Origin of the sequence: Comamonas sediminis (assembly GCF_041107495.1) — a bacterium.
Lineage (GTDB): Bacteria > Pseudomonadota > Gammaproteobacteria > Burkholderiales > Burkholderiaceae_C > Comamonas > Comamonas sediminis.
Genome location: NZ_JBGBDC010000006.1, coordinates 71182 through 91471 on the forward strand (window position 1 = coordinate 71182; position 20290 = coordinate 91471).

The 20290-nt window shown below is 64.6% G+C and carries 17 protein-coding genes; all 17 read left to right on the forward strand.

Features of this window, described 5'->3' with window-relative positions; translation table 11 throughout:
• Positions 1–54 precede the first annotated feature (54 nt).
• The 17 genes from hslV (at position 55) to ftsZ (ending at position 20186) form a co-directional block, all read left to right on the forward strand.
• Entirely contained in the window at positions 55–600 is a 546-nt protein-coding gene (gene hslV, locus AB7A72_RS14400) for an ATP-dependent protease subunit HslV (RefSeq protein WP_239810674.1), read from the forward strand.
• A gap of 91 nt (positions 601–691) precedes the next feature.
• Positions 692–2008, forward strand: coding sequence for an ATP-dependent protease ATPase subunit HslU (hslU, locus tag AB7A72_RS14405; RefSeq protein WP_239810675.1), 1317 nt, complete (start codon positions 692–694; stop codon positions 2006–2008).
• A gap of 387 nt (positions 2009–2395) precedes the next feature.
• Positions 2396–2821, forward strand: a complete 426-nt coding sequence (gene mraZ / locus AB7A72_RS14410; protein ID WP_312417427.1) for a division/cell wall cluster transcriptional repressor MraZ — start codon at positions 2396–2398, stop codon at positions 2819–2821.
• A 7-nt stretch (positions 2822–2828) separates the two neighbouring features.
• Positions 2829–3758, forward strand: a complete 930-nt coding sequence (gene rsmH / locus AB7A72_RS14415; RefSeq protein ID WP_407064989.1) for a 16S rRNA (cytosine(1402)-N(4))-methyltransferase RsmH — start codon at positions 2829–2831, stop codon at positions 3756–3758.
• Positions 3759–3801: 43 nt separating this feature from the next.
• Complete coding sequence (gene ftsL, locus AB7A72_RS14420; protein WP_239812616.1) at positions 3802–4086, forward strand: cell division protein FtsL; 285 nt, start codon at positions 3802–3804, stop codon at positions 4084–4086.
• Complete coding sequence (locus AB7A72_RS14425) at positions 4083–5828, forward strand: peptidoglycan D,D-transpeptidase FtsI family protein (RefSeq protein WP_312529263.1); 1746 nt, start codon at positions 4083–4085, stop codon at positions 5826–5828. Before ftsL ends, AB7A72_RS14425 begins: the two co-directional genes overlap by 4 nt.
• A complete protein-coding gene (locus AB7A72_RS14430; RefSeq protein WP_369460386.1) occupies positions 5825–7360 on the forward strand; it encodes a UDP-N-acetylmuramoyl-L-alanyl-D-glutamate--2,6-diaminopimelate ligase in 1536 nt (511 codons plus the stop codon). Before AB7A72_RS14425 ends, AB7A72_RS14430 begins: the two co-directional genes overlap by 4 nt.
• Positions 7361–7362: 2 nt before the next feature.
• Positions 7363–8778 carry a UDP-N-acetylmuramoyl-tripeptide--D-alanyl-D-alanine ligase gene (locus AB7A72_RS14435; RefSeq protein ID WP_239812617.1) on the forward strand — a complete coding sequence of 472 codons (1416 nt, stop codon included), beginning with the start codon at positions 7363–7365 and terminating at the stop codon, positions 8776–8778.
• Complete coding sequence (mraY, locus tag AB7A72_RS14440; RefSeq protein ID WP_239810679.1) at positions 8772–9950, forward strand: phospho-N-acetylmuramoyl-pentapeptide-transferase; 1179 nt, start codon at positions 8772–8774, stop codon at positions 9948–9950. The genes AB7A72_RS14435 and mraY overlap by 7 nt, the downstream gene beginning before the upstream one ends.
• Before the next feature lie 5 nt (positions 9951–9955).
• Positions 9956–11941 carry a UDP-N-acetylmuramoyl-L-alanine--D-glutamate ligase gene (gene murD / locus AB7A72_RS14445; protein WP_407064985.1) on the forward strand — a complete coding sequence of 662 codons (1986 nt, stop codon included), beginning with the start codon at positions 9956–9958 and terminating at the stop codon, positions 11939–11941.
• Positions 11938–13206 (forward strand): putative lipid II flippase FtsW, encoded by a 1269-nt coding sequence (ftsW, locus tag AB7A72_RS14450; RefSeq protein WP_239810680.1) that lies wholly within the window; start codon positions 11938–11940, stop codon positions 13204–13206. Before murD ends, ftsW begins: the two co-directional genes overlap by 4 nt.
• Complete coding sequence (murG, locus tag AB7A72_RS14455; protein ID WP_312458341.1) at positions 13203–14267, forward strand: undecaprenyldiphospho-muramoylpentapeptide beta-N-acetylglucosaminyltransferase; 1065 nt, start codon at positions 13203–13205, stop codon at positions 14265–14267. Before ftsW ends, murG begins: the two co-directional genes overlap by 4 nt.
• A complete protein-coding gene (murC, locus tag AB7A72_RS14460) occupies positions 14264–15697 on the forward strand; it encodes a UDP-N-acetylmuramate--L-alanine ligase (protein ID WP_369460387.1) in 1434 nt (477 codons plus the stop codon). Before murG ends, murC begins: the two co-directional genes overlap by 4 nt.
• Positions 15694–16668: a D-alanine--D-alanine ligase gene (locus tag AB7A72_RS14465; RefSeq protein ID WP_369460388.1), complete on the forward strand. Its 975-nt coding sequence runs from the start codon at positions 15694–15696 to the stop codon at positions 16666–16668. Before murC ends, AB7A72_RS14465 begins: the two co-directional genes overlap by 4 nt.
• Positions 16669–16698: 30 nt before the next feature.
• The gene (locus AB7A72_RS14470) at positions 16699–17484 is read left to right on the forward strand and encodes a cell division protein FtsQ/DivIB (RefSeq protein WP_239810684.1); all 786 of its coding nucleotides are present in this window, start codon (positions 16699–16701) and stop codon (positions 17482–17484) included.
• A gap of 59 nt (positions 17485–17543) precedes the next feature.
• Complete coding sequence (ftsA, locus tag AB7A72_RS14475; protein ID WP_230770449.1) at positions 17544–18773, forward strand: cell division protein FtsA; 1230 nt, start codon at positions 17544–17546, stop codon at positions 18771–18773.
• 165 nt (positions 18774–18938) lie between these two features.
• A complete protein-coding gene (gene ftsZ, locus AB7A72_RS14480) occupies positions 18939–20186 on the forward strand; it encodes a cell division protein FtsZ (RefSeq protein WP_021026171.1) in 1248 nt (415 codons plus the stop codon).
• Positions 20187–20290: the final 104 nt, after the last annotated feature.

Consider the following 20290-nt stretch of genomic DNA (forward strand, 5'->3'; position numbering starts at 1 on the left):
GCCCTGCCGCTGGCGCCTTGGAAAACGGGTGCATGGCTCTATATAGGCAGAACTATGGAACAGTATCACGGCACAACCATTCTCAGCGTGCGGCGCGAAACCCCGCAAGGCATCCAGGTCGCCATCGGCGGCGACGGCCAGGTCACCCTGGGCAACATTGTGGTCAAGGGCACCGCGCGCAAGGTGCGCAAGCTCTATGGCGGCAAGGTGCTGGCCGGCTTTGCCGGCGCCACGGCCGACGCCTTTACCTTGTTCGAGCGTTTTGAGGCCAAGCTCGACCAACACCAGGGCCAGTTGACCCGTGCAGCGATCGAGCTGACCAAGGACTGGCGCACCGACCGGGTGCTGCGCCGTCTGGAAGCGATGCTGGCGGTGGCTGACCACTCGGCCTCGCTGATCATCACTGGCAATGGCGATGTGCTGGAGCCCGAGCAAGGCATCGTGGCCATTGGATCCGGAGGCGCCTATGCCCATTCGGCGGCCAAGGCGCTGCTGAACAACACCGAGCTGTCGGCTGAAGAGGTGGTGCGCAAATCGCTGGGCATCGCCGGTGAGCTGTGCATCTACACCAATATGCACCACACCATCGAGACCCTGTAAGCGCCTTGCAGGCCGCTGCACCCCTGCCACCCGCTCCTACTGATCGACAGCTGCACCCGTTGCCCGGCGGGTGCCAACCGGAATTTGCACTATGTCCTCGATGACACCCCAGGAAATCGTTTCCGAACTCGACAACCACATCGTTGGCCAGGCCAATGCCAAGCGCGCAGTCGCCATCGCGCTGCGCAACCGCTGGCGCCGCCAGCAGGTCGCCGATGGCCTGCGCCAGGAGATCACCCCGAAAAACATCCTGATGATCGGCCCCACCGGTGTCGGCAAGACCGAAATTGCCCGCCGCCTGGCCAAGCTCGCCGATGCGCCTTTCATCAAGGTCGAGGCGACCAAGTTCACCGAGGTGGGCTATGTGGGCAAGGATGTGGATGCCATCATCCGTGACCTGGCTGAAGTGGCGGTCAAGCAAACCCGTGCATCGGATGTGAAGAAGCTGCGCGTGCGTGCCGAGGATGCCGCCGAAGAGCGCATCCTGGATGCGCTGCTGCCGCCCGCGCGCACCGGCGAGGCCGCATCCGATACCGGCACGCGCCAGGTATTTCGCAAGAAACTGCGCCAGGGCGAACTCAACGACAAGGAGATCGAGATCGAAGTGGCCGAGGCCAAGCCGCAGCTCGAGATCATGGGACCCCAGGGCATGGAGGAGATGGCCGAGCAGCTGCGCGGCATGTTCAGCCAGATGGGCCAGGAAAAGCGCAAGGTCCGCAAGCTCAAGATCAGCGAAGCGCTGCAGCTGATCACCGATGAGGAGGCGGCCAAGCTGGTGAACGAGGACGATGTCAAATCCCGCGCGATCGAGAACCTGGAGCAGAACGGCATCGTCTTCATCGACGAGATCGACAAGGTGGCGACGCGCCAGGAAACCAGCGGCAGCGATGTTTCCCGCCAGGGGGTTCAGCGCGATCTGCTGCCCCTGGTCGAAGGCACGTCGGTGTCGACCAAGTACGGTATCGTCAAGACGGACCACATTCTGTTCATTGCCTCCGGCGCTTTCCACCTGGCCAAGCCCAGCGACCTGATCCCTGAGCTGCAGGGGCGTTTTCCGATCCGGGTGGAGCTCGGTTCGCTGTCGGTGCAGGATTTCGAGGCCATTCTGACGCAGACCCATGCTTCGCTGATCAAGCAGTACGAAGCGCTGCTGGCCACCGAAGGCGTGAAGCTGCAGTTCGAGGCCGAGGGCATCACGCGCCTGGCGCGCATTGCCTTTGATGTCAACGAGCGGACTGAAAACATCGGCGCTCGCCGTCTGGCGACGGTGATGGAGCGTCTGCTCGAAGAGATCAGCTTCGATGCCGTCAAGCTGGGCGGGCAGACCGTGGTGATCGACGCTGCCTATGTGGACCAGCGCCTGGGTTCCCTGAGCCAGAACGAAGATTTGTCTCGTTACATTCTCTAACGCTGATTGCGCTTTGTGGCGCCGTTTGCTGCAAGTGCCCGCCCTGGTTGGCGGGCACTTGCTTTTGGGCCAAGCGCCACATGTGGGCGTGTAGGAGAGCTTCTACTTTTGTAACAAAAGGCCGGAAGCTGCTCATCGCCCGTTCTGCCAATTTTGCTAAGAGTCTGGATATAGAGGCGATTGTAAGTGCCTATCAAATAAAGAGAATTTCATAGCGGATTTTGCGCGAAGTACGTTATAAGTTATTGATTTACTTGTATTTTCATTGCAAATCATTGTGGTGGAGTGTGGCGCGATCAGGAATTCCTGATACAGTGGGGAAAAGTGCAGTTTTGTGGGAAATCGTGCACTTGCTTGTCCTCCGAAACCCCAACCAGAGTCCACGCCGTGTTTCAAGGAGCTTCTTCACTCAGTCTCGATGCGAAAGGTCGGTTGTCGATACCGACCCGGCATCGTGACGCGCTGACCAAGCCCGGACCGACCCTCACGATTACCCGCCACCCCCATGGTTGCCTGATGATTTTCCCCCAGGATGAATGGGCGGTTTTCAGCGCGCGCATCGCGCAGGTGAAGATGGGTGAGCAGGTGCTCAAGCGGATTTTTCTCGGCAGTGCGATGGATGTGGAGATGGATGGAACTGGCCGTGTACTGGTCTCTCCCGAGCTGCGCGCTGCTGCCAACATCACCAAGGACGCCATCCTGATGGGGATGGGCAGCCATTTTGAATTGTGGGACAAGGCGACATACGAGAAGCAGGAGGCGGAAGCCCTGCAGAATCTGCCGCCCGATGCCCTGGATAACTTTGCATTCTGAGGTGCATGTGGAAACCAAGAACTACCTGCACACGACCGTCCTGCTGAACGAGGCCGTGGACGCCTTGTTGGAGGCCAGGGTTGCGATGGACCCGGTCTTTGTCGATGGGACTTTTGGCAGAGGCGGGCACTCCCGCCTGGTGCTGTCCAAGTTGCCGGCCGAGGGCCGGCTCATTGCTTTTGACAAGGACGTCGAAGCGATTGCCGAGGCCGGCAAGATTGCGGACGCCCGTTTTTCCATTCGCCATGAGGGCTTCAGCCACATGGCACAGCTGCCCGCCGCTTCGGTGGCAGGCGTGCTGCTGGATCTGGGGGTCAGCTCCCCGCAGATCGACAGTCCCGAGCGCGGCTTCAGTTTCCGCTTCGATGGCCCGCTCGACATGCGCATGGATACCACCCGTGGCCAGAGTGTGGCCGAGTGGTTGCAAGAGGCGGAAACACAGCAAATAGCGGAGGTGATACGTGACTTCGGTGAAGAACGGTTTGCTGGGCCCATTGCAAAGGCGATTGTTGCGCGGCGGGAGGCTGGCTCGCCAGTCGCCACCACTGCCGATCTGGCCGAGCTCGTGGCTGGCACAGTCAAGACCCGCGAGGCTGGGCAAAACCCTGCCACGCGGACATTCCAGGCTCTTCGGATTTTCATTAATGCCGAGCTTGAAGAGCTCGAGCAGGCGCTAGAGGCCAGCCTGCGCGTGCTGGCGCCCGGCGGCCGTCTGGTGGTGATCAGCTTTCACTCGCTGGAAGACCGCATCGTCAAGCAGTTCATTGCCAAGCATTCCAAAGAGGTGTTCGACCGCCGCGCACCCTTTGCCGCGCCCAAGCCGATGCTGCTCAAGGCGCTGGACCGCATCAAGCCGAGCGACGCAGAAGTGACCGCCAATCCACGCGCCCGCAGTGCGGTGATGCGCGTGGCCGAACGCACCGAGGTGGCTGCATGACCACGCGCCGCCTGCCCGGACGATGCCACAAGGAGGCGCCGTGCTGCTGCGCCTGAACATTCTGCTGCTCATCGTGACAATCGTCAGCGCGATGGCGCTGGTGCAGTCGCAGTATGAATCGCGCAAGCTGTTCACCGAGCTTGACCGTGCGCTGGCCGAGTCGCGCCAGCTGGAGACCGACCACCAGCGGCTGCAGGTGGAAAAGCGGGCCCAGGCCACGCCGCTGCGGCTGGAGCAACTGGCCCGCGAGAAATGGGGCATGCAGACGGCCACCCCTGCGGTCACTGTCTATGTGTCTGAGCCGGGCGCTGGAGCGGTGGCACCATGAGCAAGGACATGCGCTACTCCACCAGTCCCTTGCTGGCCGAGCGCACGCCGATGTGGCGCAGCCGCTTCATCATGATCGGTCTGGCATTGGCCTTTACCGGTCTGATCGGCCGCGCCGCCTATGTCCAGGTCATCGGCAATGATTTCTTCCTGCGCCAGGGCGAGGTGCGCTTTGCCCGCACGATCGAGCTGCCGGCCAACCGGGGCCGCATTCTGGACCGCAATGGCCTGATCCTGGCCTCCAGCGTGCCTGCGGCCAGCATCTGGGCGATTCCGGAAGATGTGGACCAGGACGACCCGGCCATCAAGGGCAAGCTGGCCGAGATTGCGAAGCTGATGGGCATGCCCAAGGCGCAGTTCGATGCGAAGCTGGCGGACGAGGACAAGTCCTTTGTCTGGATCAAGCGCCAGCTTGACTGGGACATCGGGCAGAAGATCAAGGCGCTCGATGTCAAGGGCATCTACCTGCGCAAGGAATACAAGCGCCAGTATCCCGAAGGGGAATCAGCCGCCCACGTGGTGGGCTTCACCAATGTGGAAGACCAGGGCCAGGAGGGCATGGAGCTGGCCTTCAATACCGAGCTGGGCGGCAAGGCCGGTTCGCGCCGGGTGATCAAGGACCGCCTGGGCCGCATTGTCGAGGGCGTTGGTGTCGAGACACCGCCGCAAGAAGGCCAGGACATCCAGCTGTCCATCGACAGCAAGGTGCAGTTCTTCGCCTACCAGAAGCTGCGCGACCAGGTAGCGGCCTTCAAGGCCAAGGCCGGCAGCGTGGTGGTGATGGACGCCCACACCGGCGAAGTGCTGGCGCTGGCCAACTACCCCAGCTATGACCCGAACAACCGCTCGCGCCTGACCGGCGAGCAGTTGCGCAACCGCGCGATTACCGACACCTTCGAGCCCGGCTCGACGATGAAGCCGATCACCGTGGGAACGGCGCTGGAGCTGGGCCGGGTCAAGAACAACACCATCATTGACACCACGCCCGGCCGCTATGCGATCGGCGGTTTCACGATCAGCGACACCCACAACTATGGTGCGTTGACGGTGGACGGTGTGATCCAGAAATCCAGCAACGTCGGTGCGTTGAAGGTGGCGCAGAAGATGTCGGCGCAGGAGATGTGGAATGTGCACTCGGCGCTGGGCTACGGGCAAAAGCCCCAGATTGCCTTCCCTGGTGCGGCCAGTGGGCGTCTGCGTCCCTGGAAGAGCTGGAAGCCCGTCGAGCAGGCCACCATTTCCTATGGCTATGGCCTGTCGGCCTCGCTGTTCCAGATGGCGCGCTCGTACACGGTATTCTCGAACGACGGCAATGTGATTCCGGCAACCATGCTCAAGCGCAGTGGCCGCCCCGCAGGCACGCCGGTGTTCTCCAAAAAGACGGCCGAGCTGGTGCGCCACATGCTGTGGCTGGCAGCTGGCCCTGGCGGTACCGGCCAGAAGGCGCAGACCGTGGGCTATTCCATCGGTGGCAAGTCGGGTACGGCCCGCAAGCAGCAGGGCCGTGGCTATGCCGCAGGCAAGTACCGCGCCTGGTTCACCGGCATTGCGCCAATTGAGAACCCGCGCATCATCGTCGCCGTGATGGTCGACGAACCCAGCCAGGGCAGCTTTTACGGTGGTACCGTCGCCGGCCCGGTCTTCAGTGAGGTGGTGCAACAGACCTTGCGCCTGATGGGGGTGCAGCCCGATATGTCGGTCAAGCCGCAGATCGTGGCCAACGATGTGGAGGAGCCGCTATGAGCGCCACCACGACTGTGACCACCGTCCACAGCACCGCCGCCGCCGTTGAATGGCTGCGCGAGCGTGTGACCAGCGGCACCTTGCACACCGACAGCCGGCAGGTGCAGGCCGGCGATGCCTTCATCGCCTGGCCGGGTGGCGTCAACGATGGCCGCGCCTATGTGGCGCAGGCCGTGCAGCGCGGCGCTGCCGCGTGCCTGGTGGAGCAGGCGGGCCTCGATCAATTTGATATGCAAGGCATGCCGGTTGCGGCCATGCCGGGTTTGAAGGCCGCCACCGGCCCGATCGCCAGTGCCTGGTTTGGCCAACCCAGCGAGCAGCTGGATGTGCTGGCCGTGACGGGTACCAATGGCAAGACCAGCATCAGCTGGTGGCTGGCCCAGGCGGTCAGCCAGCTCTGCGAAGCCGGCGTGCTGCAGCACCGGGGCTGCGCCATGGTCGGCACCCTGGGTGTCGGCATACCGCCGCACCAGCTGGATGTGACCGGCATGACCACCCCCGATCCGGTGCTGCTGCAGCGCGCCTTCCGGGGTTTTGCCGATGCCGGCTACGGCGCTTGCGCGATCGAGGCCTCGTCCATCGGCATTGCCGAGCACCGCCTGGCGGGCGCCCGTATCCGGTTGGCCATCTTCACCAATTTCACGCAGGACCACCTGGACTACCACGGCAGCATGGATGCCTATTGGGCCGCCAAGGAGGCGCTGTTCCATTGGCCCGGCCTGCAATCGGCCGTGGTCAACCTGGACGACGCCCGGGGCGCGGCGCTGGCGGCCTCGTTGGCCGGTGGCGCGCTGGATCTGTGGACTGTCTCGGTGGATAACTCCACCCAGGCCCGTCTGTCTGCCCGGTCCATCCGCGCGGGCGACCGTGGCTTGGTGTTCGACATCGTAGAGGCCGGCGCCGAAGGTGCTGCCGTGACCTTGCACAGCCAGGTGATTGGCCAGTACAACGTGCTCAACCTGTTGCAGGTGATGGCCAGCCTGCGGGTGCTGGGAGCAAGCTTGGAGCAGGCTGCGCAGGCCTGCGCGGTGCTGGCGGCAGTGCCAGGCCGCATGGAGCAGGTCGGCCAGCCCGGTGCGCCGCTGGTGGCCATCGACTATGCCCACACCCCCGATGCACTGGACAAGGCCTTGCAGGCGCTGCGCCCGCTGGCTGCGCAGCGCGGCGGCCGGCTGTGGTGTGTGTTTGGCTGTGGTGGGAACCGCGATGCCGGCAAGCGCCCGCTGATGGGCCGCATTGCCCAGGCAGGTGCAGACGAGGTGGTCGTGACCAGCGACAACCCGCGCGGCGAGCAGCCCCAGGCCATCATCGACGACATTTTGCGCGGCATGACGCCCGATGCGCATTGGCATGTCCAGGCCGACCGTGCAGCCGCCATCGACGAGGTGGTGCTGCGCGCGGCCAGCCAGGATGTGGTTTTGCTGGCCGGCAAGGGCCATGAGGATTACCAGGAAGTGGCCGGCGTGAAGCTGCCCTTTCTCGATGCCGCGCACGCCCGTGCTGCGTTGGCCAAGCGGAAAGAACCCCTATGAGCATGATGACCCTGCAGCAGGCGCTGGGCTTCATTGAGCCCCTTGTTCCCCAGGCCCGCCTGGTGGGCGATGGTGCCGTGCCGCTGCTGCGCGTGCACTCGGACTCGCGCAGCCTGCAGGCGGGCGATTTGTTTGTGGCGCTCAAAGGCGAGCGCTTTGATGCCAACCAGTTTCTGGCCCAGGCCCAAGCGGCCGGCGCAGCGGCTGCGCTGTGCCATGCCGACCCTGCCGACGCAGGCCTGCCCGGCATTGTGGTGCCCGACACCTTGGCCGCGCTGGGGGCGTTGGCCACCGGCTGGCGTGCCCAGTTTGCGCTGCCGCTGATCGCAGTGACCGGCAGCAACGGCAAGACCACGGTGACCCAGATGCTGGCGTCCATCCTGCGCGCCCATGCCGGCGATGCCGCCTGGGCCACGCGTGGCAACCTGAACAACGAGATTGGCGTGCCGCTGACCCTGCTGGGCCTGACGGCTGCGCACCGCGCTGCGGTGGTGGAGCTGGGCATGAACCACCCTGGCGAAATCGCCGTGCTCGCCGCGATGGCGCAGCCCCGGGTGGCCCTGGTCAACAACGCGCAGCGCGAGCACCAGGAGTTCATGCACACGGTGCAAGCCGTGGCCCGTGAAAACGGCAGCGTGCTGGCCGCGCTGCCGGCCGATGGCGTGGCCGTGTTCCCTGCCGGCGATGTCTATACCCCGCTGTGGCAGGAACTGGCAGCGGGCCGGGCGACCTGCCTGTTCGGTGCGCAGGCCGATGGTGCCCAGGCCTATGCCAGCGATGTGCTGTGGCGTGATGGCGCCTGGCAGCTGCAGCTGCACCTGCCCGATGGCGCAGCGCCGGTGGTGCTGCAGATTGCCGGCCGCCACAACGTGCGCAATGCGCTGGCAGCGGCCGCCTCGGCCCATGCTGCCGGTGTGCCGCTGGCGGCCATTGCCCGGGGGCTGTCGGCGTTCGAGCCGGTCAAGGGCCGCTCGCGTGCGCTGGCGATGCCCGTCGCGGGCCGCAGCCTGACGGTGGTCGATGACAGCTACAACGCCAACCCGGATTCGGTCAAGGCGGCGATCGAGGTGCTGGCCGAGCTGCCCGCAGCCCGGCTGCTGGTGCTGGGCGACATGGGTGAGGTGGGCGACCAAGGACCCCAGTTCCATGCCGAGGCCGGCGCGCTCGCCCGCGAGCAAGGCATTACGCAGTTGTTTACGCTGGGCGCCCAAAGCCAGTCGGCCGCCGAGGCCTTTGGCGATGGCGCTCAGCATTTCGAGAGCATGCCTGCGTTGCAGGATGCGGTGTGCAAATTGATGCCTCAATTGGGCAGTGTGTTGGTCAAAGGTTCGCGGTTCATGAAGATGGAGCAAGTGGTGCAGGCGATGCAGTCGTGCGCAGACAAGGGGCCCAGCGCCCGTGAGGAGGCCGCATGCTGATTGTGCTCGCCAGCTGGTTGCAAAGCCTGTCGCCTGAATTCGGCTTTCTGCGCGTCTTCCAGTACCTGACCTTCCGCGCCGTGATGGCGGCGATGACGGCGCTGGTGATCGGCCTGGTGGCCGGTCCCCGCGTCATCCGTACCTTGTCGGCGCTGAAGATCGGCCAGCCCATCCGGGGCTATGCGATGCAAAGCCATTTGAGCAAGAGCGGCACCCCGACGATGGGCGGCGTGCTGATCCTGCTGGCGATCACGATCTCGACGGTGCTGTGGTTTGACCTGTCCAACCGCTTTGTCTGGATCGTGCTGATTGTGACCTGGGGCTTTGGTGCGATTGGCTGGGTGGATGACTGGCGCAAGGTGGTCAACAAGGACCCCGAAGGCATGCGCTCGCGCGAAAAGTATTTCTGGCAGTCGGTGCTGGGTCTGGCTGCAGCGCTGGCCCTCGTCTTCTGCATCTCGGAGAACACCAATGCCGAGGTCTGGAGCCTGTTCGTCAGCTGGGTGCAATCGGGCTTCTCGCTGGATCTGCCACCCAATGCCGGCCTGATGGTGCCCTTCTTCAAGCAGGTGAACTACCCGCTGGGCGTGCTGGGCTTTGTGATCCTGACCTACCTGGTCATCGTCGGTGCCAGCAATGCAGTCAACCTGACCGACGGGCTCGACGGTCTGGCCATCATGCCGGTGGTCATGGTCGGCTCGGCCCTGGGCGTGTTCGCCTATGTGACCGGCAGCGTTAATTTCTCGCGCTATCTGTTGTTCCCGCACATTGGCGGCACCGGTGAGTTGCTGGTGTTTTGCTGCGCGATGACCGGCGCGGGCCTGGCCTTCCTGTGGTTCAACACCCACCCGGCCCAGGTCTTCATGGGCGATGTGGGCGCGCTGGCCTTGGGCGGCGCGCTGGGCACGATTGCGGTGATCGTCCGGCAAGAGATTGTGCTGGCCATCATGGGCGGCATCTTTGTGGCCGAGGCCGTGTCCGTGATGATGCAGGTGGTCTGGTTCAAGTACACGAAGAAGCGCTATGGCGAAGGCCGCCGCTTGTTGAAGATGGCCCCGTTGCACCACCATTTCGAAAAGAGCGGCTGGCGCGAGACCCAGGTCGTTGTGCGTTTCTGGATCATCACGATGCTGCTGTGTCTGATCGGTCTGTCTACCCTGAAGCTGCGGTGAGCACCATGTCAACCGAGCACCTCCACCCCCTTGATCCCTCGGCAGAGGCCGCGGCTGCGCCATTGACGCCGGCAGTGGCGCCGGTGGCTGCGGCAGGCGTGGCCCAGCCTGACGGGCTGCAGCCTGAAGCGGCAGCACCTGGCGCCGATGCACCGCCGCCGGCCCCGCCTTTGCCGGCGGATGGCGTGCCGGTGGAGGCTGCTGCAGAAGAGGCAGCCGCTGTCGCCACCGATGCTACAGATGCTGCAGCGGCGCCGGCTGCCGAAGCGCCGGCGGTGGATATGGCGCCGGTTCCCGATGTGTCGACCCTGACGGCCGCCAAGGACGCGGCCGCCTTTGTGGCGCAGATTTTCGCCGATCCTGGCGTGTCCGATGCGGCCAGCAGTGAAGTGACCGCCGTGGATATACAGCCGCAGGAGGCCGAGGTGGTTTATGCCCCGGTGCCTGCGCAGTGGCCGCAGGGGCAGGAGCATGCGCTGCAAGGACAGCATGTGCTGGTGCTGGGCCTGGGTACTTCCGGGCTGGCGATGGCGCGCTGGTGTGCGCGCTGCGGCGCCCAGGTGACGGTGGCCGATACACGCGAGGCTCCGCCCCAGTTGGCACAGCTGCGCAGCGAGCTGCCCGATGTGCGCTTTTTCGCGGGCGCTTTGACCGCCGCGCTGGTCGATGGCCAGCCGGTGCGCGTGGTCTACCGCTCGCCCGGCCTGAGCCCCGAGACCGTGGCGCCTGTCGTCGATGCAGCGCGCGCCATTGGCTTGCCGGTCAGCGGTGAGCTGGATCTGTTCAGCCTGGCCCTGCAGTCGCTGGCCCAGGCGCACGGCTATGTGCCCAAGGTGCTGGCGATCACGGGGACCAATGGCAAGACCACGGTGACCTCGTTGACGGGGCAGCTGCTGGCCCATGCCGGCATGTCCACCGCTGTGGCCGGCAATATCGGCCCCAGCCTGCTTGACACGCTGTCACAGCACATCGATGCGCAAAGCCTGCCGCAGGCCTGGGTGCTGGAGCTGTCCAGCTTCCAGCTCGAAGATGCGCATGCCTTCAACCCGACGGCAGCGACGGTACTCAACCTCAGCCAGGACCACCTGGACTGGCATGGCAGCATGGCGGCCTATGCTGGTGCCAAGGCCAAGATTTTCGGCAGCGATGCGCTGATGGTGCTCAACCGCGACGACCCGGCCGTGATGGCCATGCTGCCGCCACCGGTGCGCATCAAGCTGCAGCGCCCCCAACTGCGCCCGCACATCAGCTTTGGGCTGGATCTGCCCACCCAGCCGGGCGACTATGGCCTGGAAGTGGTCAACGGCATGGCCTGGCTGGTGCGTGCACAGGACGATGGCAACAGCGCCAGCAACAAGCGCAACCAGACGGCAGCGGACGATGTGTTCCTGCAGCGGCTGATGCCTGCTGACGCGTTGCGCATCCGGGGCCGCCACAACGCGATGAATGCGCTGGCTGCGCTGGCGCTGGGCCATGCCGCAGGCGCCGGTTTTGCGCCGATGCTGTTTGGCCTGCGCGAATACCGGGGCGAGCGCCACCGGGTCGAGCCCATCGGCATCGTCAGCGATGTGGAATATTTTGACGACAGCAAGGGCACCAATGTGGGTGCCACCGTGGCCGCGTTGATGGGCCTGGGTGCCGAGCGCCGCATCGTGCTGATCCTGGGCGGCGAGGGCAAGGGCCAGGATTTCTCGCCGCTGGCCGCGCCTGTGCTGCGCTACGCGCGCGCCGTGGTGCTGATTGGCCGCGATGCGCCGCTGATCGAGGCTGCACTGGCCGACACCGGTGTGCCCCTGCTGCACGCGCCCAGCATGGACGAAGCCGTGCTGCTGGCCAGCCAGAAGGCCGTCGCCGGCGACGCGGTGCTGATGTCCCCCGCCTGCGCCAGCTTTGACATGTTCCAAAACTACGGCCACCGCGCCGAGGTGTTTTGCCAGGCCGTGGCGGCGCTGGCTGAAGAGCGCGGCACCAGTCTGGAGGTGCAGCCATGAGCACCGAGACCGGACTGCGCGGCAGGTTTTCGGGCTGGTTCAAACCGGCCGGGGAAAAGCCCGTCGATATTTTGCCGGTGCGTGTCGGCGGCAATGAATACCGCCAGACCCCATCGAACACGACCAATATCTTTGGCGCCGACCAGGTACTGATCTGGCTGGTGGTGGCCATCCTGTCCTGGGGCATCGTCATGGTGTTCTCGGCCTCGATCGCGATGCCGGACAACCCGCGCTTTGGCAAGATTGCCCATTACTACTTCTTCCAGCGCCACCTGATGAGTGTGGGCCTGGGCTTTGTGGCAGCGGTGCTCACTTTCCAGATTCCGATGAAGGTCTGGGAGCACTGGGCGCCCTGGCTGTTCATCGCCTCGATCCTGCTGCTGATTGCGGTGCTGATTCCGCATGTGGGCACGGTGGTCAATGGCGCGCGCCGCTGGCTCTCGCTGGGCATCATGAACTTCCAGCCGTCCGAGCTGGCCAAGATCGCGGTCATCATGTATGCCGCCGATTACATGGTGCGCAAGATGGAGGTCAAGGAGCGCTTCTTCCGCGCGGTGCTGCCGATGGGGCTGGCCGTGGGCATTGTCGGCGCGCTGCTGCTGGCCGAGCCCGACATGGGCGCCTTCATGGTGATCGCCGTGATCGCCATGGGCATCCTGTTCCTGGGTGGCGTCAACGCCCGCATGTTCTTCCTGATTGCGCTGGTGCTGGTGGCCGCCTTTGCGCTGATCGTGATGACCTCGGAATGGCGGCGAGAACGCATCTTTGCCTACCTCGACCCCTGGAGCGAAAAGCATGCGCTGGGCAAGGGCTACCAGCTCTCGCATTCGCTGATTGCCATTGGCCGGGGCGAGATCTTTGGCGTGGGCTTGGGTGGCAGCGTCGAGAAGCTGCATTGGCTGCCCGAAGCCCATACCGACTTCCTGCTGGCCGTGATCGGCGAAGAGCTGGGCCTGGTCGGCATCATTGCGCTGCTGGGTCTGTTCTTCTTCATGATACGCCGCATCGTGGAAATCGGCCGCCAGGCGATTCGCATGGACCGCATTTTCTCCGGCCTGGTGGCGCAAGGCATTGCGATCTGGCTGGGATTCCAGACCTTCATCAATGCCGGTGTGAACCTCGGCGCCTTGCCCACCAAGGGACTGACCTTGCCGCTGATGAGTTTCGGCGGGTCGGCGATTCTGATGAACCTGGTGGCGATTGCCATCGTGCTGCGCATCGACTGCGAAAACAAGGCCATGGGTGCCGGGGGGGCGCGATCATGAGCGGCAAGACGGCACTGATCATGGCGGGCGGCACCGGCGGCCATATCTTTCCCGGCCTGGCCGTGGCCCAGGAGCTGCGCAGCCGTGGCTGGACCGTCCACTGGCTGGGCGCGCCCGACAGCATGGAAGAGCGCCTCGTGCCGCCCCAGGGCTTTGCACTGGAGCGGGTGGCGTTCTCGGGCGTGCGCGGCAAGGGCCTGCGCTCGCTCGCCGGCATGCCGCTGCGCCTGTTGAAGGCATTGCAGCAGGCGCGCGCCGTGCTGCGCAAGGTCCGTCCCGATGTGGTCGTCGGCATGGGCGGCTACATCACTGTGCCAGGCGGCCTGGCGGCCCGGCTGGCCGGTGTGCCGATCGTGCTGCATGAGCAGAACTCGGTGCCCGGCATGGCCAACAAGCTGCTGGCCCGCATGGCCCAGCGCGTGTTCAGCGCCTTCCCGAATGCGATTGCCGGCGGCCAGTGGGTGGGCAATCCGCTGCGTGCCGAGTTCCTGCAGCAGCCCGAACCGGCACAGCGCTTTGCCGGCCGCAGCGGCCCGCTGCAGCTGCTGGTGGTGGGCGGCAGCCTGGGTGCCAAGGCCTTGAACGAGGTGGTGCCCCAGGCGCTGGCGCTGATGGCGCCCGAGACCCGCCCGGTGGTCACCCACCAAAGCGGCGCCAAGCAGATCGATGCGCTGCAGGCCAACTATGCGGCCGCTGGCGTGCAAGCCAGCCTGACCCCTTTCATCGACGACGCGGCCAAGGCCTATGCGGATGCCGATGTGATCGTCTGCCGCGCAGGCGCCAGCACGGTGACCGAGCTGGCCGCCGTGGGAGCTGCGGCGGTGTTTGTGCCGTTTCCGGCAGCGGTCGATGACCACCAGACGGCCAATGCGCGCTTTTTGGTAGATGCCGGCGCCGGCTGGTTGGTGCAACAAAGCGTTTTGACCGCGGAAAACCTAGCTCAGATGCTAGAGAATATGCAGCGGACGGGCCTGGTGGACATGGCCCAAAAGGCGAAGAAAATGCAGAAATTGGAAGCCGCCCAGGTGGTGGCGGATGCCTGCGCGGAGGTGGCACGATGAAACACGCCATCCAGCGCATTCATTTTGTAGGTATTGGCGGTGCAGGCATGAGCGGCATTGCCGAAGTGCTGCACAACCTGGGCTATGCCGTATCGGGCTCGGACCTGTCGGACAGCAGCACCATGGCGCATCTGCGCGATGCGGGCCTCACCACCTTTGTGGGCCACGATGCAGCGCATATCGCCAGTGCCCAGGCGGTGGTGACATCGACGGCCGTGCAGGCCGACAACCCCGAAGTCGTGGCCGCCCGGGCCATGGGCATTCCGGTGGTGCCGCGCGCGTTGATGCTGGCCGAGCTGATGCGCCTGCGCAAGGGCATCGCGATTGCCGGCACCCATGGCAAGACGACGACCACCAGCCTGGTGACCAGCGTGCTGGCCGAGGCCGGCCTGGACCCGACCTTTGTCATTGGCGGCAAGCTCAACAGCGCCGGCGCCAATGCGCGCCTGGGCAGTGGCGAGTACATCGTGGTCGAGGCCGATGAATCGGATGCTTCGTTCCTGAACCTGCTGCCGGTGATGGCCGTGGTCACGAACATCGATGCCGACCACATGGACACCTATGGCCATGACTTTGGCCGGCTCAAGACGGCCTTTGTCGATTTTCTCAACCGCATGCCCTTTTATGGCAATGCCGTGGTCTGCATCGACAGCCCGGCCGTCGGCGACATCATCGAGCGCGTGGCCTGCAAGGTCACGACCTATGGCCTGGGCGAAAACGCCCAGATCCGCGCGGTGAACCTGCAGGCCGACAACGGGCAGATGCGCTTTACCGTGCAGCGCCGCCTGGCCCAGCCCTTGCCCGATCTGGAGGTGGTGCTGAACCTGCCTGGCGAGCACAACGTGCTCAATGCGCTGTCGGTGGTCGGGGTGGCCGCTGCCATCGGCATTGATGACGCGGCCCTGCAGCGGGCGCTGCAAGGCTTCAAGGGCGTGGGCCGCCGTTTTCAGCGTTATGGCCAGGCCCGGCTGCCCCAGGGCGGCGAGTTCACGGTTATTGACGATTACGGCCATCACCCTGTCGAAATGGCTGCCACCATTGCGGCCGCGCGCGGCGCGTTTCCGGGGCGCCGGCTGGTGCTGGCCTTCCAGCCGCACCGCTACACCCGCACGCGGGATTGTTTTGAGGACTTTGTCCAGGTGCTGGGCGGCGCCGATGCGGTGCTGCTGGCCGAGGTCTATGCCGCCGGTGAAACACCGATCGTGGCAGCCGACAGCCGTGCGCTGGCACGCGCGGTGCGTGTGGCTGGCAAGGTGGAGCCGGTGTTTGTCGAGCAGATCAGCAGCCTGCCCCAGCAGATTCTGGACCAGGCGCAGGACGGCGATGTGCTGCTGTGCATGGGCGCGGGATCGATTGGTGCGGTGGCTGCCAAGGTGATGGCATTGGCCGATGGGCAAGAGCGTGTAGCGCCGCAAGGGAGCGCGGTATGAGTGAAACCATGAACAATATTGATGTGAAGGCCTTAGGCAAGGTCGCGGTGCTGATGGGCGGGAGCTCGGCAGAGCGCGAGGTGTCGCTGATGTCCGGCAAGGGCGTGCTGGCTGCGCTGCAGTCCAAGGGCGTGGACGCGCATGCGTTTGACCCGTCGCAGCAGGATTTGGGCGAGCTGCGCAAGCAAGGCTTTGCGCGCTGCTTCATCGCGCTGCATGGCCGCCATGGCGAAGACGGCACGGTGCAAGGCGCGCTGGAGCTGCTGGGCATTCCCTACACCGGCCCTGGCGTGATGGCCTCGAGCATCGCGATGGACAAGATCATGACCAAGCGCATCTGGCGCTTTGAAGGCCTGTCCACCCCCGAGTGGCGCATGGCCGCCAGCGAGCAGGACACGCGCGATGCGCTGGCCGCGCTCGGCGCGCCGATGATCGTCAAGCCCGCACGCGAGGGCTCGACGATTGGCCTGTCTAAGGTCAGCAGCCCTGAAGAATGCGCCCAGGCCTATGCGCTGGCCTCCCGCTATGACCCCGAAGTGCTGTGCGAGCAGTTCATCGAGGGCATGGAAACGACGTGCGCGGTGCTGGGCCAGGGCCGCAGCGCCAAGGCGCTGCCGGTGATCAAGATCGTCGCGCCGGACGGCAATTACGACTACCAGAACAAGTATTTCACCGACACCACCCAGTACTTCTGCCCCAGCGAGCTGCCCGCAGAGATGGAGGCGGCGATCCGCGACCTGGCGGAAAAGGCGTTCCGCACCCTGGGCTGCCGGGGCTGGTCGCGTGCCGATGTGATGGTGCGTGCCTCGGACCAGCAGCTGTTCCTGCTGGAGATCAATACCTCGCCGGGCATGACCAGCCATTCGCTGGTGCCGATGGCAGCGCGTGCCACCGGCATGAGCTACGAAGACCTGTGTTTGCACCTGGTGGCCCATGCATCGACCGATGCGGCCCAAGGCGCGGAGCTGTAAGACAAGGAGATGCGATCCATGGAGCAGACCATGCCAGTCCCCTTCGACGTCAAGCTGATGAACATGCTGGCCACGGCATTGTTCCTCGGCTGCGGCGCGTTGCTGGTGCTGGCAGGGGTGCGCTGGGCCATCCACCATCCGGCGCTGAGCATTGCACGCATCGTGGTGCAGGGCGAGATGGAGCACAACAGCGCGGTGTCGCTGCAGGCCAATGTGATGCCATCGCTCAAGGGCAACTTCTTCACGATGGATCTGGATGAGACACGCCGCATCTTCGAGCAGGCGCCCTGGGTGCGCCAGGCGCGGATCAAGCGCGAGTTTCCGAGCACCTTGGCGGTGACGATCACCGAGCAGGACGCGGCCGCGATCTGGGGCGCCGAAGGCGAGTCCCGGCTGCTCAACAGCGAAGGCCAGATGTTCGAAGGCGATTCCACCGACCCGGATCTGCTGCATCTGCCGCACCTGTCGGGCCCGGCAGGCCGCTCGCAAGAGGTGCTGGCCATGTTCCGGGCGCTGGCGCCGATCTACGCCAAGCTGGACAACGCGCTGGTGGCGCTGGCGGAGTCGAACAGCGGCAGCTGGAAGGCCACCTTGCAGTCCGGCGCGGTCATCGAGATGGGCCAGGGCCGGGAGGAGGTCCTGAGCGAGCGGGTACGTAAATTTGTTGAATCTTTGCCTGAAGTCACCGGTACCTACAGGCGCAGCGTGGCATCGCTGACGTCGGCGGATCTGCGCCATGCCGGGGGCTATGCGGTACGCATGCAGGGGGTGACCACGGGCACCCCGACATCGGGCCGGGCGCCAGTCAAAAAATAGAACACAGAGATGCGAAACATGAACCATACCAATCACTTGATCAGCGAGGGCAACTGACTATGGCGCGAGATAGCAAAGACGTGGTAGTCGGCCTGGACATCGGCACCGCCAAGATCATGGTGGTCGTCGCCGAGGTGCTGGGCAATGGCGAGCTCAAGCTGGCCGGGCTGGGCGTTGCGCCCAGCAACGGGCTCAAGCGCGGTGTGGTGGTGAACATCGATGCCACGGTGCAGAGCATCCAGCAGGCGCTCAAGGAGGCCGAGCTGATGGCCGACCTGAACATCCAGCGGGTCTACACCGGCATCACCGGCAGCCATATCCGGGGCATCAATTCCAGCGGCATGGTGGCCGTCAAGGACAAGGAAGTCTCGGCCGCCGATGTGGCACGCGTGCTGGACACCGCCAAGGCGATCAACATCCCTTCGGACCAGCGCCTGCTGCTGGTGGAGCCGCAGGAGTTCGCGATCGACGGCCAGGATGTGCGCGAGCCCATCGGCATGAGCGGGCTGCGCCTGGAGTCCAAGATCCACATCGTGACCGGCGCGCAGAGCGCAGCCGAGAACATCATCAAATGCGTGCGCCGCTGCGGCCTGGAGGTGGAGCAGCTGCTGCTCAACCCGCTGGCTTCCAGCCAGGCGGTGCTGACCGATGACGAGCGCGAACTGGGTGTGGCCGTGGTCGATATCGGCGCGGGCACCACCGATGTGTCGATCTTCACCGGTGGCGCGATCCGCCATACGGCGGTGATCCCGATTGCCGGTGACCTGATCACCAGCGACATCGCGATGGCGCTGCGCACGCCGACCAAGGACGCCGAGGACATCAAGGTCGAGAGCGGCTGCGCCAAGCAGCTGCTGGCCGATCCCGATACGCAGGTGGATGTGCCCGGTCTGGGTGACCGGGGCCCGCGCCTGTTGAGCAAGCAGGCGCTGGCGGGCGTGATCGAGCCGCGCGTCGAAGAAATTTTCTCGCTGGTGCAGCAAGTCATCCGCGAGTCTGGTTATGAGGAGGTGCTGTCGTCGGGCATTGTGCTCACCGGCGGCAGCGCGGTGATGCCGGGCATGGTCGAGCTGGGGGAAGACATCTTCCTCAAGCCGGTGCGGCGCGGCATTCCGAAGTATTCCGGCACCCTGGCCGAGATGGTGGCGCAGCCCCGTGCTGCCACCGTCATGGGCCTGCTGGAAGAGGCCCGCATGGCCCGCATGCGTGGCTACAAGGTGGCCCAGAAGTCCGGTTCGGTGAAATCGGCATTTGGGCGTTTGAAGGACTTTATTGTGGGGAACTTTTAACCATGCATGACACCACTTGTTGGCTGGCGCAAAGCAGCCCTTCAAGGCTCAAAGGGTATGACCCTTGGAGACCTAAAGGGCCACCAAGCAACCAATGTTCATTAAAGAGTGAATTATTCGTAACCCATTTTTCTCATGTTGACGCGAGAGCGAGAGGAGCAGGCAATGACCATCGAAATGTATGAAGGCAACACATTCAACCAAGGCACCCAGATCAAGGTGATCGGCGTCGGTGGCGGTGGCGGCAATGCGGTCGAGCACATGATCGCCAACAGCGTGCAAGGTGTCGAATTCATTTCGGCCAACACCGATGCGCAAGCGCTGGAGCGTTGCCATGCCCACCGCGTGATCCAGCTGGGTGAGACCGGCCTGGGCGCGGGCAGCAAGCCTGAGAACGGCCGCGAGGCTGCCGAATCCGCGATCGAAGACATCCGCGCTGCGATCGTGGGCTCGCACATGCTGTTCATCACTGCCGGCATGGGTGGTGGCACCGGCACCGGCGCTGCGCCGGTGATCGCTCGCGTGGCCAAGGAGATGGGCATCCTGACCGTGGGCGTGGTGACCAAGCCTTTCGAGTGGGAAGGCAAGCGCCGCATGTCCAATGCCGATGGCGGCCTGAGCGAGCTCGAGGCCAATGTCGACTCGCTGATCGTGGTGCTCAACGAAAAGCTGCTCGATGTGCTGGGCGATGACATCACCCAGGACCAGGCCTTTGCCCATGCCAACGATGTGCTGAAGAACGCCGTGGGCGGCATCTCCGAGATCATCAACGACCACGGCTACATCAACGTCGACTTTGCCGACGTGAAGACCGTGATGAGCGAGCCCGGCAAGGCGATGATGGGTACGGCAACGGCCAGCGGCCCGGACCGTGCACGCATCGCTGCGGAACAAGCCGTTGCCTGCCCACTGCTGGAAGGCATCGATCTGTCGGGTGCCAAGGGCATCCTGGTGTTGGTGACCGCAACCAAGGGCAGCCTGAAGCTGGCCGAATCGCGCCAGGCGATGAGCACCATCAATGCCTACGCCTCGCCAGAGTCGCACGTGATCTTCGGTGCGGCTTACGACGAGACGCTGGGCGACGAGATCCGCGTGACTGTGCTGGCCACTGGCCTGTCGCGTCCTGTGGCCAAGCGCCAGCCTATCTCGGTGATCCAGGGCAGCGCCGGTCTGCGTACCGGTACCGACGATATCGCCTACACGCCCCAGTCGGTCAACAGCCCCGTCTCGGGCCTGGGTGTGCAAAATGCGGTGCCGATGGGCAATGCCTTTGCCAACGACTTTGCCGACAAGAAGACCCCATCGGTCTGGCGCACGGGCCGCAATGCGGCTTCGGCCCGCGTCGATGCGATGTCGTCGAGCGGCATGGAAGACCTGGAGATCCCTGCGTTCCTGCGCAAGCAGGCGGATTGATCGTCTTGCAGGGCTTTTGCAAAAGCCGGTCCAGACCTTGAGATGGACCGGCTTTGAATACGACGCGCTGAAACCTTTCGGGGGTTCAGCGCGTTGTTATTTAA

Bases quoted from the DNA above. Each gene is read 5' to 3' on its own strand.
- hslV (WP_239810674.1), top strand. From the start codon at position 55: ATGGAACAGTATCACGGCACAACCATTCTCAGCGTGCGGCGCGAAACC.
- hslU (WP_239810675.1), top strand. From the start codon at position 692: ATGTCCTCGATGACACCCCAGGAAATCGTTTCCGAACTCGACAACCAC.
- AB7A72_RS14425 (WP_312529263.1), top strand. From the start codon at position 4,083: ATGAGCAAGGACATGCGCTACTCCACCAGTCCCTTGCTGGCCGAGCGC.
- AB7A72_RS14430 (WP_369460386.1), top strand. From the start codon at position 5,825: ATGAGCGCCACCACGACTGTGACCACCGTCCACAGCACCGCCGCCGCC.
- AB7A72_RS14435 (WP_239812617.1), top strand. From the start codon at position 7,363: ATGATGACCCTGCAGCAGGCGCTGGGCTTCATTGAGCCCCTTGTTCCC.
- mraY (WP_239810679.1), top strand. From the start codon at position 8,772: ATGCTGATTGTGCTCGCCAGCTGGTTGCAAAGCCTGTCGCCTGAATTC.
- murD (WP_407064985.1), top strand. From the start codon at position 9,956: ATGTCAACCGAGCACCTCCACCCCCTTGATCCCTCGGCAGAGGCCGCG.
- ftsW (WP_239810680.1), top strand. From the start codon at position 11,938: ATGAGCACCGAGACCGGACTGCGCGGCAGGTTTTCGGGCTGGTTCAAA.
- murG (WP_312458341.1), top strand. From the start codon at position 13,203: ATGAGCGGCAAGACGGCACTGATCATGGCGGGCGGCACCGGCGGCCAT.
- murC (WP_369460387.1), top strand. From the start codon at position 14,264: ATGAAACACGCCATCCAGCGCATTCATTTTGTAGGTATTGGCGGTGCA.
- AB7A72_RS14465 (WP_369460388.1), top strand. From the start codon at position 15,694: ATGAGTGAAACCATGAACAATATTGATGTGAAGGCCTTAGGCAAGGTC.
- AB7A72_RS14470 (WP_239810684.1), top strand. From the start codon at position 16,699: ATGCCAGTCCCCTTCGACGTCAAGCTGATGAACATGCTGGCCACGGCA.
- ftsA (WP_230770449.1), top strand. From the start codon at position 17,544: ATGGCGCGAGATAGCAAAGACGTGGTAGTCGGCCTGGACATCGGCACC.
- ftsZ (WP_021026171.1), top strand. From the start codon at position 18,939: ATGACCATCGAAATGTATGAAGGCAACACATTCAACCAAGGCACCCAG.